Annotated in this window: 13 protein-coding genes, 1 tRNA gene and 1 pseudogene; 8 read left to right on the top strand and 7 right to left on the bottom strand. The window is 65.4% G+C overall.

Annotated elements, in window-relative coordinates:
* The first annotated feature begins 8 nt into the window (after positions 1–8).
* The 4 genes from OMK73_RS36195 (at position 9) to OMK73_RS36180 (ending at position 3,359) form a co-directional block, all read left to right on the top strand.
* A complete protein-coding gene (locus tag OMK73_RS36195) occupies positions 9–1,283 on the top strand; it encodes a DUF2252 family protein (RefSeq protein ID WP_267606215.1) in 1,275 nt (424 codons plus the stop codon).
* Positions 1,284–1,338: 55 nt separating this feature from the next.
* Positions 1,339–1,414: transfer RNA gene (locus tag OMK73_RS36190), tRNA-Lys, on the top strand.
* 305 nt (positions 1,415–1,719) lie between these two features.
* Entirely contained in the window at positions 1,720–2,694 is a 975-nt protein-coding gene (locus OMK73_RS36185) for a tripartite tricarboxylate transporter substrate binding protein BugE (protein WP_267606214.1), read from the top strand.
* A gap of 317 nt (positions 2,695–3,011) precedes the next feature.
* Complete coding sequence (locus tag OMK73_RS36180; protein WP_267606213.1) at positions 3,012–3,359, top strand: hypothetical protein; 348 nt, start codon at positions 3,012–3,014, stop codon at positions 3,357–3,359.
* 384 nt (positions 3,360–3,743) lie between these two features.
* Here the strand turns inward: OMK73_RS36180 and OMK73_RS36175 are convergent, their stop codons facing one another.
* Entirely contained in the window at positions 3,744–5,258 is a 1,515-nt protein-coding gene (locus OMK73_RS36175; protein WP_267606212.1) for an acetyl-CoA hydrolase/transferase family protein, read from the bottom strand.
* A 372-nt stretch (positions 5,259–5,630) separates the two neighbouring features.
* Between OMK73_RS36175 and OMK73_RS36170 the strand changes: the two are divergent.
* Both OMK73_RS36170 and OMK73_RS36165 read left to right on the top strand, forming a co-directional pair.
* Positions 5,631–10,510 (top strand): annotated as a pseudogene (locus OMK73_RS36170) (NAD-glutamate dehydrogenase).
* Between the two features lie 63 nt (positions 10,511–10,573).
* A complete protein-coding gene (locus OMK73_RS36165; protein ID WP_267606211.1) occupies positions 10,574–11,164 on the top strand; it encodes a DUF2939 domain-containing protein in 591 nt (196 codons plus the stop codon).
* A 50-nt stretch (positions 11,165–11,214) separates the two neighbouring features.
* On the opposite strand, the gene OMK73_RS36160 is transcribed toward OMK73_RS36165, so the two are convergent.
* The 6 genes from OMK73_RS36160 to OMK73_RS36135 all read right to left on the bottom strand — a co-directional run bounded on the left by OMK73_RS36160 (position 11,215) and on the right by OMK73_RS36135 (position 13,505).
* On the bottom strand, positions 11,215–11,469 hold the full coding sequence (locus OMK73_RS36160) for a hypothetical protein (RefSeq protein ID WP_267606210.1): 255 nt from the start codon (positions 11,467–11,469) through the stop codon (positions 11,215–11,217).
* 262 nt (positions 11,470–11,731) lie between these two features.
* Positions 11,732–12,100 (bottom strand): hypothetical protein, encoded by a 369-nt coding sequence (locus tag OMK73_RS36155; protein WP_267606209.1) that lies wholly within the window; start codon positions 12,098–12,100, stop codon positions 11,732–11,734.
* A gap of 98 nt (positions 12,101–12,198) precedes the next feature.
* Positions 12,199–12,450 (bottom strand): hypothetical protein, encoded by a 252-nt coding sequence (locus OMK73_RS36150; protein WP_267606208.1) that lies wholly within the window; start codon positions 12,448–12,450, stop codon positions 12,199–12,201.
* 68 nt (positions 12,451–12,518) lie between these two features.
* Positions 12,519–12,761 carry a hypothetical protein gene (locus OMK73_RS36145; RefSeq protein WP_267606207.1) on the bottom strand — a complete coding sequence of 81 codons (243 nt, stop codon included), beginning with the start codon at positions 12,759–12,761 and terminating at the stop codon, positions 12,519–12,521.
* Positions 12,762–12,781: 20 nt separating this feature from the next.
* Positions 12,782–13,072, bottom strand: coding sequence for a hypothetical protein (locus tag OMK73_RS36140; RefSeq protein ID WP_267606206.1), 291 nt, complete (start codon positions 13,070–13,072; stop codon positions 12,782–12,784).
* A gap of 178 nt (positions 13,073–13,250) precedes the next feature.
* Positions 13,251–13,505, bottom strand: coding sequence for a hypothetical protein (locus OMK73_RS36135; RefSeq protein ID WP_267606205.1), 255 nt, complete (start codon positions 13,503–13,505; stop codon positions 13,251–13,253).
* Between the two features lie 411 nt (positions 13,506–13,916).
* On the opposite strand from OMK73_RS36135, the gene OMK73_RS36130 reads away from it, so the two are divergent.
* Positions 13,917–14,348, top strand: coding sequence for a hypothetical protein (locus OMK73_RS36130; RefSeq protein ID WP_267606204.1), 432 nt, complete (start codon positions 13,917–13,919; stop codon positions 14,346–14,348).
* Positions 14,349–14,368: 20 nt separating this feature from the next.
* Positions 14,369–14,716 carry a hypothetical protein gene (locus OMK73_RS36125; RefSeq protein ID WP_267606203.1) on the top strand — a complete coding sequence of 116 codons (348 nt, stop codon included), beginning with the start codon at positions 14,369–14,371 and terminating at the stop codon, positions 14,714–14,716.
* Positions 14,717–14,790 lie beyond the last annotated feature (74 nt).

The following is a 14,790-nucleotide window of genomic DNA, read 5'->3' as shown; positions in this document are numbered from 1 at the left end:
CGACTTCCATGGCCACGAAGACAAGCAGCAAAAAAACCGGCACGAAGACCGCCGGAAAACGCCGCGCCAAGCCACGCACGCCCGGCCCGGCAAAACGCCAGGAAGAACTGATGCGGTGCCGGAACCTGAAGATGGCGCGCTCTGCCCATGCATACGTGCGCGGCAACACGCGCAAGTTCTACGAATGGCTGGAGGCCAAGCAGCCGCACGCCCTGCCCGAGGGCCCGGCCATCTGGATCTGCGGCGACTGCCATTTGGGCAACCTTGGTCCGATCGCCGATATCCAGGGCCACGTCTACATCCAGATCCGCGACCTTGACCAGACCGTGATCGGCAACCCGGCGCACGACCTGATCCGCCTCGCGCTGTCGCTGGCCACCGCCGCGCGCGGCTCGGACCTGCCGGGCGTGATTACCGCGCGCATGCTGGAAAGCCTGATGGTGGGCTATGAAAGCGCTTTCGATAATCCCGACGCCGCGGCAGGCCTGACTTCGCGCCGGCCTGTCGCAGTACGTACCGTGATGCGCCAGGCCCTGGGGCGCAAATGGAAGCATCTCGCGCGCGAACGCCTGCAGGACACCACCCCCTCCATTCCGCTCGGCAAACGGTTCTGGCGGCTCGCCCCGGACGAGCGGCGCGCAATCCGCTCCCTCTTCGAGCGGCGCGAGATCGCCCACCTCGCCACGCAGCTGACCTCCCGCGACGAAGGCGCGCGCGTGGAGGTGATGGACGCCGCCTACTGGGTCAAGGGCTGCAGCTCGCTGGGACGATTGCGCTTCGCCGCACTGCTGTCCGTAGGCAGCAATGACAGCCCCAACTCCGAAATCTGCCTGATCGATATCAAGGAAGCGGTGCAGGCTGCCGCGCCGGGCTACCCCAAGGCGAACATGCCGCGCGGCAATGGCGAGCGGGTAGTGGAAGGCGCCCGCCATCTCTCGCCGGCACTGGGCGATCGCATTCTTTCCTCGCAATTGCTCGACAAGGCGGTCTTCATCCGCGAGTTGCTGCCCCAGGACCTGAAGCTGGAAATCGAGACGCTGCCACAGGACGAAGCCAGCCGCGTCGCGATGTACTTGGGCGAGGTGCTCGGCAACGCCCACGCGCGCCAGATGGATCTGGCCACCCAGCGCATCTGGCTGGGCGAGCTGGCGCGCAATCGCTCCAAGCAGCTGGATGCGCCGTCCTGGCTATGGACCAGCGTGCTGGACCTGATTGCCAGCCATGAGGTCGGCTATCTCGAACACTGCCGCAAATTCGCGCTGGGCCCGGCGGCACATATCTAAGCGCAAATAGCTGTTGCAATGCCACAATCCGTCCCCTATAATCTTGGACTTCGTTGGGGCGTTAGCTCAGTTGGTAGAGCAGCGGACTCTTAATCCGTAGGTCGAGTGTTCGAGTCACTCACGCCCCACCAGCGAATTCTAAAAGCCGGAAAGCAGCAATGCTTCCGGCTTTTTCCATTGGCGTCCATTGGCGCGCCAACCCCTCCCACACCACGACACATACGCGGGTTGATACCGATTCCGCCGGCTACGCTTTCACGGTTGAATTGCGCCTGGAGCACAATGCGGAACATGGTTCCGCATCACGGAACCCATCCAACATCTCCAGCGTCCCGCGGCAGGCAGGAACGAGGGCAACAAGCGCGACGCAGATCGCCGTGCCCCAACCCGCGCCCGCCCGGGCCGTCATTAGACCTAGAACCCTCGGGAGCCTCTCTTGAAAGCAGTATTGAATGTCGGCAGCGCAGCTTGCCTGGCCCTCCTTGGCCTGTGCCACAGCGCCTTTGCACAAACCTACCCGACCAAGCCGATCCGCCTGATCGTGCCGTTCGCCGCGGGCGGCACCACGGACATCGTGGGCCGCGCGGTGGCCGACGGCATCGGCCGTGAGCTTGGCCAGGTCGTGGTGGTAGAGAACCGCGGCGGCGGCGGCGGCGCGATCGGCGCCGACGCGCTGGCCAAATCCGCGCCCGATGGCTACACGCTGGGCATTGCCACGGTCAGCACCATGGCGACCAACCCCGCCACCAACGCCCGCAACCCCTACGATCCGATCAAGGACTTCGCGCCCATTACCAACCTGGTCAATGTGCCGAACGTGCTGACGATCAACCCCAAGGTGCCGGCCAAGAACCTGAAGGAGTTCATCGCGCTGGTCAAGGCTAACCCCGGCAAATACAGCTACGCGTCGGCAGGCAAAGGCAGCATCTCCCACCTCGACGGCGAACTGTTCAAGTTCCTGACCAAGACCGACATGGTCCACATCCCCTACCGTGGATCGGGCCCCGCGCTGAACGACACGCTGGCCGGCCAGGTCAGCGGCCAGTTCGACAACCTGCCCTCGTCCATGCCGCACATCCAGGCCGGCAAGCTGCGCGCCCTCGCGGTGGCGGCGCCCAAGCGCGTGGATGGCTTGCCCGATGTGCCGACCTTTGCCGAAGCCGGCATGAAGGACATGAACAACATGGCCTGGTACGGCCTGGTGGCACCCGCCGGCACGCCTGCCGCGATCATCGCCAAGGTGCATGACGCCGCCGTGAAGACCTTGCAGGACCCGAACGTGAAGCGCCGCCTGGCGGAAAGCGGCGCCTACCCTGACGGCAACACGCCGCAGCAGTACGCCGCGCAGATCAAGCGCGAGCTGGAAGTGCGCAAGAAGATCGCGCACGACCAGAACATTACGCTCGAGTAACGTCGCAATGGCCCGGCTGCCTGCAGCCGGGCCTTGCCAGGGCTCGCGCCTTCGGCACCCCGCCCTAAGGCATCCCTCCAGCCCCCTTTCCCCTTTCCCCTTTCCCATAAGCGCTCCCCCGAAAAAACGCTTGCCTTGATCTGGCGCAGAACCTGCCAGGCAAATACGCGGTTCAATACAGTGGGAAGAAAGATTAACTTCGCAGGGTCATCCCAAGTCGGTAGAGTCACCCTGGTCTGACGACCATTTTTGCGGCCATGCCCCCTGCCCGTGGCCATTGCTCACGAACTACCCACGCTTTACTCACGAGGATGAAAATGCGCAACAAGACCGTACCCGCCCTGATCATCGCCGCCCTGACCGCCTTTGGCGGCGCGCAGCTGGCGCACGCCCAGAAGAACTACACCGATGGTGGCGACCTTTACGGCGGCGCCCATACCAACAAGACCGACCCGAACAAGAGCGCCGCCAAGTCGGGCAAGTTCGATCCATACACGGATGGCGCGAAGAAATCGACCAGGTCGAACCTGAACGCTTCCGGCACCAAGAAGAAGGCCGATCCCTATACGGACGGGGCAAAGGCTGGCAAGCCCGATCCCTACACCGACGGTGCCAAGGCCGGCAAGTTCGATCCCTATACCGACGGCGCCAAGGCCAAGCAGTAAGCCGCGGCAGCAGCAGCAGCAGCAGCAGCAAGCAGCAGCCCGTCCCGCCGGATGGTGCGCCAGCGCACCATCCGGGCCGCAGGGAAGAGGCAAGATCCAGCCAGCGGGATCGACACGGCCATGCCCAACGCCCGCTTGAAACGCCGTCTGAGCCAGATGGCGCCGCATGTGGAAATGTGCGAGATATCCGAGAATGCATTCGGAAGCCCGCCTGCAGCGTGAACCGTAGCGCAGGCTTACCTTTTCGCTATCCCGGACCTCTCCCTTTCGGAGACCATCATGCTAGACCTGCTGATCCTAATGGCTTCCTCCCTGGTGCTGGCTGTGCTCATCTTCAAGGGATAACGCTGAAGGACGACGAGGAAGCTCAAAGCACAAGCCGCCTCAGGCTGCGGCCAGGGCCGCCTTCGTGCCACCCATCGTGCCTTCCTCGCGCAAGCGCGCGTGCCAGGCCAGCGCCTCTTCGATGAGGTGCGGCGTATGCCCGCCGCGGCGCGTGGCGCGCGCCGCGTAATCACGCAACAACTCCCGATACAGCGGATCCGCGCAATTGGCGATGACCTGCTGCGCGCGCTCGCGCGGCGCCAGGCCGCGCAGATCGGCCAGGCCGTGCTCGGTCACGATGATGTCGACATCATGCTCGGTGTGATCCACGTGGGACACCATCGGCACGATGCTGGAGATGGCGCCGGCCTTGGCCACCGACTTGGTGACGAACACCGACAAATGCGCATTGCGCGCGAAGTCTCCCGACCCGCCGATCCCGTTCATCATATGCGTGCCGCCCACATGCGTGGAGTTCACGTTGCCGTAGATATCGCACTCCAGCGCCGTGTTGATGGTGATCAGCCCGAGCCGGCGCAGCAGCTCCGGATGGTTGCTGATCTCCTGCGGGCGCAGGATCACGCGGGTCTTGTAACGCTCCAGGTCTGCCAGGAAGCGCGCATAGACGGCGCCGGTCAAGGTCACCGACGACGCCGAGGCAAAGCGCAGCCGGCCGGCGTCGAGCAACTCGATGGTGCTGTCCTGCAGCACCTCCGAATACATCGTGAGGTCGCGGAAGGGGGAATCGATCAGGCCATGGAGCACGGCATTGGCGATCGTGCCGATGCCGGCCTGCAGTGGCTGCAGCGACGGCGCCAGCCGGCCTGCCCGCACTTCATGCGACAGGAAATCGTTCAGGTGCCCGGCGATCTGGCGCGTCTCCTGGTCGGGCGGCAGCGCATTGGACGGGCTGTCGTCCTTTTGCGTGATCACGATGGCAGCGATTTTCGCGGGGTCCACCGGGATATAGGGCAAGCCAATGCGCTGGTCCACCGAGACCAGCGCAATGGGCTGGCGATGGGGCCGCGGCGTCGGCAGGTAGATGTCATGCAGGCCTTCCAGGTCGGCCGGCATATTGAGGTTGATCTCGACGATCACCTTCTGCGCCAGCATCGCGAAGCTCGCGGAGTTGCCGACCGAAGTCGACGGCACGATGCCGCCGGATTCGGTGATCGCAACCGCTTCCACCACCGCCACGTCCACCGGCGCGATCTGGCGCCCGCGCAGTTGCTCCACGGTTTCGGACAGGTGCTGGTCGACGAACATCACCTCGCCCGCGTTGATCTTGCGCCGCAAGGTGGCGTCCACCTGGAACGGCAGGCGCCGCGCCAGCACGTTGGCCTCGGCCAGCATCTTGTCGGTGTCGTTGCCCAGCGAGGCGCCGGTCATCAGCGTGATGCGCAGCGGCTCGTGCGCCGCGCGCTTTGCCAGCGCTTGCGGCACCGCCTTGCAGTCGCCTGCGCGGGTGAACCCGCTCATGCCGACGGTCATGCCGTCCCGGATCATCGCCGCCGCGGCCTCGGCCGGCATGACCTTGTCGAGCAGGCTGGCCAGCCGGATACGTTCCTTGTACATCTTATGTCTCCATGATGCCTGTCCCGGCCAGTGAGGCCGTGCCGCGCGCCGCGGCAAGGCCCGGCGCCCAGCTCGGCTCGCGCTTCCTACCGGCGGGTAAGGCGCAGACAGGCAGTGTAGCCACGGCAGGTACATTCCTGCGGCGATATAAAATCATGAAAGCCAGTCGTAAATCTCATACACCCCGACGCCCGCGCAGCCTGGCGCGGGCAAGGCCAGCCGGCCCTGCCCTGCAGCGCACTTTGTGCGCGGTGCCCCCCTTATGCTCTACAGTAGTTAGCACGATCATGCTGCCAGGGCGCAGGCACCGCGCGACGCGCGGGCCAGCGCCGGCAACCGACTGCCAAAAAACAGCCGTCTGGGGGAGACACCATGCTTGCGGAAAGCGAAGCGCGACTGGCCCAGTTGCTGGCCGACCTGATGCAGTTCGCCCAGGGGCGCCTGCCCGGCGAGATGTTCGTCCAGGCCGAGCCATTCCTGCGGCACTACTACGACCTGGCGGACGCCGACGACCTGCTCAAGCGGGACGTAGCCGATCTCTACGGCGCGGTCATGGCGCACTGGCAGACCGCCCAGCGCTTTGTCCCGGGCAGTGCACGGCTGCGCGTCTACAACCCCAACCTCGAGCAGCACGGCTGGCACTCCGACCACACGGTGGTGGAGATCGTCAACGACGACATGCCGTTCCTGGTCGACTCGGTCACCATGGAGATCAACCGGCTCGGGCTGGCCCTGCACTCCGCGATCCACCCCGTGTTCCGGGTCTGGCGCAACGCGGACGGCACCATCGCCAAGGTGGGCCTGGGCAGCGAGGGCGACGTCGCCGCGAGCGAGCCCGCCGGTGGCCCCCGGCTCGAATCCTTCATCCATTTCGAAGTGGACCGCTGCGGCGACACCGCCACGCAGGAGGCCTTGCGCAACGGCATTGCCCGCGTGCTGGGCGATGTGCGCGCTGCGGTGCAAGACTGGCCGGCGATGACCGCCATCACCCGCGCCACCATCGACACGCTGGCGCAGGGCCCGGAGGGCAAGCAGCCCGAGACGCAGGAAGCCTGCGCCTTCCTGCAGTGGATGCTGGACGAGCACTTCACCTTCCTCGGCCAGCGCGACTATGAACTGGTTACCCAGAACGACCGCTTCTACCTGCGCGGCGTGCCCGGCTCCGGCGCCGGCATCCTGAGCGAGAGCCTGCGCCCGCCCGAGGCGGAAACGCTGACCGAGCTGCCCGCGGCGGCCACCTCGGTCATCGAAGGCAGATCGCCGATCTTCGTCACCAAGGCCAATTCGCGCTCTACCGTGCACCGGCCCGGCTACCTGGACTACATCGGCATCAAGCTGACCGACGCCAACGGCAAGCTCTTTGGCGAGCGGCGCTTCGTGGGCCTCTACACCTCCACCACCTACATGATGTCGTGCGCGGACATCCCGCTGCTGCGGCGCAAGTTCGCCAACATCCTGGCGCGCGCGGGCTTCCTGACCAAGGGCCATCTCTACAAGTCGCTGGTGACCATCATCGAGCAGTACCCACGCGACGAACTGTTCCAGGCCGAGGAAGACGAACTGTTCTACATCACGCTGGGCATCCTGCGGCTGCAGGAGCATCAGCGCATCCGGCTGTTCGTGCGGCGCGACCGCTTCGACCGCTTCGTCTCCTGCCTGGTCTTCGTGCCGCGCGACAAGTACAACACGGACCTGCGCCAGCGCATCCAGAAGCTGCTGATGACCGCCTTTCGCGGCAACAGCTGCGAATTCACGCCGCAACTGTCCGAGTCGCCGCTCGCGCGCATCCAGCTGATCGTGCGCGGCGAGCCCGGCACCATGCCCGAGGTCAACCCGGACGAGCTGGAAGAGCGCATCTTGCAGGCCGCCCGCCGCTGGCAGGACGACCTCGCCGCCGCCCTGCTCGACAGCACCGGCGAGGAGCAAGGCAACCGCTTGCTGCGCCGCTACGGCGACTCCTTCCCGGCCGGCTACCGCGAGGACTACCCGGCCCGCACCGCCGTGCGGGACATCGAGCTGATGGAGGCGGCGCAGGCCACCGGCGGCATCGCCATGAACCTGTACCGGCCCATCGAAGCCGCGCCCGGCGCATTCCGCTTCAAGGTCTACCGCGCGCGCGAGCCGATCGCACTGTCGCTCAGCCTGCCGATGCTCGAGCACCTTGGCGTGCGCGTGGACGAAGAGCGTCCCTACCTGATCGAGCCCAACGGCGCGGCGCCGGTGTGGGTCCATGATTTCGGGCTGGAAATGGCCGATGGCGTCGCGGCCGGCATCGACCTCGGGGCCGATATCGCGCGCATCAAGGCGCTGTTCGAGGACGCCTTCGCGCGCGCCTGGAACGGCGAGATCGAGAACGACGACTTCAACCGCCTGGTGCTGCGCGCCGAGCTGGCCGCGCGCGACGTGACCATCCTGCGCGCCTATGCCCGCTATCTTCGCCAGGTCGGGTCGACCTTCAGCGATGCATACATCGAGCGGGCGCTGACCGGCAACCCGGCCATTGCCTCCCGCTTCGTGGAACTGTTCGTGGCGCGCTTCGACCCCGCCACGCAAGCCGCCCGCGCGGCGCGCTGCGAGAGCCTGCAGCAGGCCATCGGCACGGCGCTGGACCAAGTGCCCAACCTTGACGAGGACCGCATCCTGCGCCTGTTCCTGGGTGTGATCAACGCCACGGTGCGCACCAACTATTTCCGCAACGGCCCCGACGGCGGGCCGCGCCCTTACCTGTCGTTCAAGTTCAATCCCGCGCTGGTGCCTGGCCTGCCCCAGCCGCGCCCGATGTTCGAGATCTGGGTCTACTCCCCGCGCGTGGAGGGCGTGCACCTGCGCGGCGGCCCGGTGGCGCGCGGCGGCCTGCGCTGGTCCGACCGGCGCGAGGATTTCCGCACCGAAGTGCTGGGGCTGATGAAGGCGCAGATGGTGAAGAACACGGTGATCGTGCCGGTGGGCAGCAAGGGCGGGTTCGTGGTCAAGCGCCCGCCGCCGGCGAACGACCGCGACGCCTTCCTGCAGGAAGGCATTGCCTGCTACCAGACCTTCCTGCGCGGCCTGCTCGACGTCACCGACAACCGCGTCGCCGGCACCCTGGTGCCGCCGCCGGAAGTGGTGCGCGAAGATGGCGACGATCCCTACCTGGTGGTTGCGGCGGACAAAGGCACGGCCAGCTTCTCCGACTATGCCAACGCCATCTCAGCGGAGTACGGCTTCTGGCTCGGAGACGCCTTTGCCTCAGGCGGCTCGGTCGGCTACGACCACAAGAAGATGGCCATCACCGCGCGGGGTGCATGGGAATCGGTGAAGCGCCATTTCCGCGAGATGGGCACCGACATCCAGTCCACCGATTTCACCGTCGCCGGGATCGGCGACATGTCCGGCGATGTCTTCGGCAACGGCATGCTGCTGTCGCCCCACATCAAGCTGGTGGCCGCGTTCGACCATCGGCATATCTTTCTCGACCCCACCCCCGACCCCGCCACCAGCCTGCGCGAGCGCCAGCGCATGTTCGAGCTGCCGCGCTCCAGCTGGGCCGACTATGACATGAGCCTGGTCTCCGCCGGCGGCGGCTTGTTCCCGCGCACGGCCAAGACCATCGCGATCACACCCGAGGTGCAGGCCTGCCTTGGCATCAGCGCCACGACGCTCTCGCCCGCCGAACTGGTCCACGCGATCCTGCTGGCGCCGGTCGACCTGCTCTACAACGGCGGTATCGGCACCTATGTGAAATCCAGCCGCGAGAGCCACCTGCAAGTGGGCGACCGCAGCAACGACGCGGTGCGCGTCAACGGCGCCGAACTGCGCTGCAAGGTGGTGGGCGAAGGCGGCAACCTTGGCTTCACGCAGCTTGGCCGCATCGAGTTCGCGCTCAATGGCGGGCGCATCAACACCGATGCGATCGACAACTCCGCCGGCGTCGACTGCTCCGACCATGAGGTCAATATCAAGATCCTGCTGGGGCTGGTGGTGGCGGATGGCGAGATGACCGAGAAGCAACGCAACAAGCTGCTGGCGGAAATGACGGACGAAGTCGGCTTGCTGGTGCTCGAGGACAACTACTACCAGAGCCAGGCGCTGTCGGTTGCCGGGCGCAACGCGGCCGCGCTGCTCGACGCGGAAGGCCGGCTGATCCGCTGGCTGGAGCGCGCCGGCCGCCTCAAGCGCGCGCTGGAGTTCCTCCCGACCGAGGACGAGCTGGGTGAGCGCAAAGCCGCCGGGCTTGGCCTCACCTCGCCCGAACGCGCGGTGCTGCTGGCCTACAGCAAGATGTGGCTGTACGACGAGTTGCTCACGTCGGCGCTGCCAGAAGACCCGCTGGTGGCCGGCCTGTTGCCCGCCTATTTCCCGCAGCCGCTGCGCGAGCGGCACGCCGACACCATGCTGCGCCATCCGCTGCGCCGGGAGATCCTGGCCACGCACCTCACCAACACGCTGGTCAACCGCATCGGCGCCACCTTTGTCCACCGCATGCAGGAAGAAACCGATGCGCGTCCCGCGGACATCGTGCGCGCCTGCCTGATTGCGCGCGACGTGTTCGGCCTGGACCCGCTCTGGTTGCGCATCGACGCGCTGGACAACCGGGTCGACGACGACGTGCAGGCGCGCATGTTCGTCGCCGTGGGACGGCTGCTGGAACACGCCAGCCTGTGGTTCCTGCGGCATCCGCACGCGGGCGGCCCCACCGATGGCAACAGCGCGCGCTACGCCGAAGCCGCGGCCTGGCTCACACCGCAGCTGCCCGCGTTGCTGGCCGGGCCGGAGGCCACGGCGCTGGCGGAACGGCGGCAGGCTCTGAGCCAGTCCGGCGTGGACGATGAACTGGCCCTGTGCGTAGCCGCGGGGAAATCTCCGCGGCGGCACTGGATATCGCCGAGGTGGCGGCGGCTACGCAGCGCGGCCTGGCACTGGTGGCAGGCGTCTATTTCGCGCTCGATACGGAGTTCAGTTTTGGCTGGCTGCGCGAACGCGCCCTGGCCTTGCCCGCCGACAGCCACTGGGACCTGCTGGCGCGCACCACGACGCTGGAAGACCTCGGGCGCCTCAAGCGCGCGCTGACGGTCAGCGTGCTGGCGCAGCCGCAGGAGCTGGATACGCCGGCACAGCTGATCGAGGCATGGCGCGGCGGGCGCCAGGCGCAGATCGAGCGCTTCTCGCGCATGCTGGCGGATCAGCGTGCATCGGGCGCGGCCGGCTTGTCGATGCTGTCGGTGGCGGTACGGGAAATCGGCTTGCTGGAGCGCAGCCAGCAGGGCGGGTAGACGCAGGCGCGGCCGATTGGAGACAATGGGGGCCTTAGCCAGCGCGCTTGCACCGGACACCCGATGAACAAACCCGTCAAAGCCGCGATTGCCGCGGTAATCGTCGTTGCTGCCACCAGCTACGCCAGCCCTTACTGGGCGATCTACCAGATGCGCTCTGCCATCGAAGCGCGCGATGCTGACAGGTTCTCCCGCTATGTCGACTATCCGGCCCTGCGGGAAAGCCTGAAGGCGCAACTGACACTGAGCCTGCAGCAGAAGCTCGGCACGCCCGCCTTGCAGAACACGCCCTTTGCCGGGATCGGGCAGGCGATCGGCCTGGCGGTCATCAACACCATGATCGACACCATGGTGTCGCCCGCCGGCGTCATGGCGCTCATGGCCGGCGAGAAGCCCGCCTCGACGCCGCAGCCAAAGCCCCCCACGCCGCCCGCCCCTGCGGAAAACAAAGGCGAACCAGCGAGGCCGGCCAAGAAGGAGGAGGAGGCCGCCAAGGACGCGCTCAAGTACAGCTTGTCCTATCGGGCACTGAACACCGTGGAAGCCTCGGCCACCAAGGACAATGGCGACCGTATTCTCATTGGCCTGACGCGCCAAGGCATATGGACGTGGAAATGGAGCAGCGTCGTGCTGCCGGAGTTTTCCAAGCCTTAGGCCTTGATTGGCCTAAGGCTTTTTCTGGCCTTAGGCTTTAATGCCAGGCTTCACCGGCCCCATTTCGCCTCGAGCAGCACCGCCGCCTTGATCGCGTCGATGGTCTCCTCTTCGGTCTTGAAATCGCCCAGCAGCCGCTTTGACTTGCCGCTGAGCACCGCCTCCTGGAGTGCCTTGCCGGATGCCTCCGACGTGCCGGGACTCCAGCAATAACGCGCCGTCCATGTGCCGTCCTGCAAGCGCTCCGCCACCCAGATGACGCGAAAATCCTCGAACACTACCCCGAAAGGTTCGTCTTCGTCCATTGCAACCTCCACGACACGCGATCGCTCCCTCGAACACCACGGCCGTGCGCGCGCGTGCCGTGTCAGCATCATCGCCAGGTCGGGATCGGCATCGGACCGGGCAATACGTCGCCGTCAGTGCGGCAATCTGGTTGATCAGGGCTAGCGCCACGCTGTGCCACCACCCTGCTTTCGCGTGATGCTAGCACGCAGCGTGGCCGTCGTGGCATCCATGGCGCACGTGGCGCGCGTGGCGCACCACCGCGTGGACTCTGTCTGGCGGCTAGTCGGCTGGAATCTCGTGGTTGCCATGCGCCAGGAGGCTGCCCGGGCTGTCGCCGAGCATGCGTGGCCTGCGCGGCTGCAACTCCAGGCCCAGGCGCATGAACAGCTCGAACGCATCGGCCAGCAGATGCCGCTGGCGCGGCAACAAACTGGCATAGGGCATGTCGTAGATGGACTGGTGCGAGCCACGCGCACCCTTGAGGCCGCGATCGCGGGCCATATCGGACAACAGCGCGGCAAAGCCGTTCAGGTCCTCAGCGGCCAGGGCGGTATTGAGCACCGCGGCCAGCACATGCGGCGGCGACGAGCCCCAACCCATGGCATCGGCGTTTGCGGCGCATTCTTCGGAAGCATCGAATGAGTTCATACCCGGATTAACGACAGCGATCCCGCGCCATGTAGGCTAACCGGCAAAACTTCTGCGCGAGCCAAAGCATGGCCACGCAGGCCGTCCAGACCAATCAATCAGCCCGCGGCATAGGCAACATGGTCCACCGTCGCGTCGATCAGCCGGCAAGCGCGGGCCTGGGCCCGGTCGGCGACTTCCAGCAGTTCGCCCTGCTCATGCCCCACCCACGACTGCAGCGGCGACGGATTGCGCACCGCGCCTTTGGCCTCCTGGACAATCGAGGCACTAACAAGGCATCCGCGCTCATGCTGCTGCACCGAGATCAAAATCACGTAGCCTCGGTAATGCTGTGTTCTGGATTCATTCATTGCGTCTCCCTTTGCCGGCCATCGTAGCATGCCGCAGCGTCCGGCCAGCAGCCGTGGAAGTGCCGGGCCTAGGTCCGGCCCTGCGGGCGATCCTGTGGGCGGCGCCCCATGCGCCAGACATTGGGCGGCTCGCCGTGGGCGGCATTCTGAAACATCCAGGCGCCGCAGACCGTGCACCGCCAGGGCCGGTCCACCCAGCGCGAGTTGATGTTCATGCCAAGTGCGCCCGCACCCGATGCGGCCAGATTCTCATGCGGCTCCACCGTGGTCGGCGCACCAACGAGAAGATGGCAGAGATCGCAAGCCTGCATGACTGACTCCAACGAAACGCTCACTCCAGCGAGGGCGGAGTGCCAAAGGGATCAGCGCTTTGCTGGCCCGGCACCTCGGTCAGGTCGAACTCGTCACGCGCCTTGTCCACCACGGCCCGGATACTCCGCTCATAGCCCGCGGCATTGCCGAAGACCTTCATATCCCAGTTGCGCCCACGCGCATCGCGTGCATGCGCTTGCGGCGCCGGCACCCGGATCTTCGCGCCGTCCTCCACAATGTCATCGATACGCTGGATGCGCCGGCTCACCTCGTCCTGCAAGGCCCTGGCAGCGCGCTCGCGTTTGGCCATCGTGTACTCCTATCGTATGCGCAACACATGGTAAACGGCATCCGGCCAAACGAGTGCCCCGGGACCACGCGCACAGCAAACGTCTACCTGAAGAGACATGCACACCGCGCGGTCCATGGCTTGATTGTAGAGTCCGCCGCCGCTTAGCGACAAACCTGATTGATTGGCGAAGGCTTCGCTAGTCCATCACGTCATTGGTCACCGCGACCGCCACGGGCGGGTGCATCTCACCGAATACGGAGAGGCGAATGGGCATGCCGGCCAGTATGTTGGCAATATCCTGCTCCGTGGGCTGCCAGAAAGAATGCATCACACCATTCAGCGTATCCAGGTGCACCGGCAGCCCCGAGAATTCGCCCTGCCTGGCGGCATCCCAGTCGAGGGGTTCCCCGACCACGAGGTTGGTATGCTTGGTTTTCACGGGCGGCATCATGGCGCTCTCCACTGTGGAGCGAACTCCGTAATCCAAAGAGTTGCTCAGACCCCGGTGGGATCGCCAACCGCGGCCATCATCCAATGGTGAAACATTTCGTCGGCAACGCCATCGGACAGATGCATTAGTTCGTTTAGCGCTACCGGCGCGACACCACCAGCGCCGCAAGGCAAGCGAGGATGATCAGGCCGGATATCCAGAGGTAGAGATTCTTCGCCGGGTTCCGGGTGTAGCCAATGTAACTGGCTACAGCGTCAGCAATCTGCGCTCCGAGAAAAACTAGAAATTCCCCCATTCTCACTCGCCGGATGGTCTGGACGCCGATACGTTAGCACAGGCGACAGAGGGCCTGGCTGGACGCAAATAGTCCGGCTATACTGTATATCCATACAGTGTTTTTTGAGTGAAGCTATGTTCACCTGCGATCCGGGCATCATCTATCTCTACACCCACGACACGCCCAACACCCACAACATCGGCGACACGCACGGCGTGGCCATCACGTGCCAGACACTGACCGTGGACGACCCACTGCTCACGGCGGATACCTGGAACCCGGAAGCCGAGGCCGCCGCGCAGGCCGCCGGTGCAACGCTCTATCTGATGGGCATCGACACTGCCGCACTCAAGGCCCTGCCCCGTCCTATCGACAGCCTGGTGATCGAGCACGATGGAGCGCGGCTGCGCTTCTCGCTCGCGCAAGGCATCGATTTTCTCGACGCGAGATCGCTTCGCGTGCGCACACGTGGCGAGCGCCACTATGCCACGCTCGAGGAGCCGGCCGATCAGTACTGGTTGCCGCGTGTTTTTGTCGGGCTAAATGCAGGCGTTTTGAACAGGTAACAAAAAAACCCGCTCAACAAATGCTGTGCGAGATTTTCTTGATACTGGTCGGGGTGAAAGGATTGTTATCTCCATCCACCAGCAACCAAAAGGAGACCGATATGTCACTCGAACCTGCCGACTGCCCTCTGTGCAGATCTCCTGCCGAGCGAGCGCCCCTCCGCTCACACGACGGCTATTCGTATGTCTGTCCCTCCTGCGGCTCATACCATATCGGCGGCCTTGCCTATGGCAAGGCGATGCGCGGCCACGTCGCCGCTCACGTTCATGTCGACGTGCGTCGTCTGCAAGCCGAAGGGGAGCTCCCGCGCATCGAATTCAATGCGCCCGATTTCGTGGTCAAGCCGGTTGCCCGCGGGAAACAATAAGCCACGAACACCTACCGTCCCGCGACCATCTCCCTCCAATCCCACTTCCAGCGCTGCATCCGCAAGGAAGGATC

It is taken from the genome of Cupriavidus sp. D39 (genome assembly GCF_026627925.1).
GTDB classification, from domain to species: Bacteria; Pseudomonadota; Gammaproteobacteria; order Burkholderiales; family Burkholderiaceae; genus Cupriavidus; species Cupriavidus ulmosensis.
The sequence above is the reverse complement of the archived record's forward strand: the minus strand, read 5'-3'. Positions and strand labels throughout refer to the sequence as shown.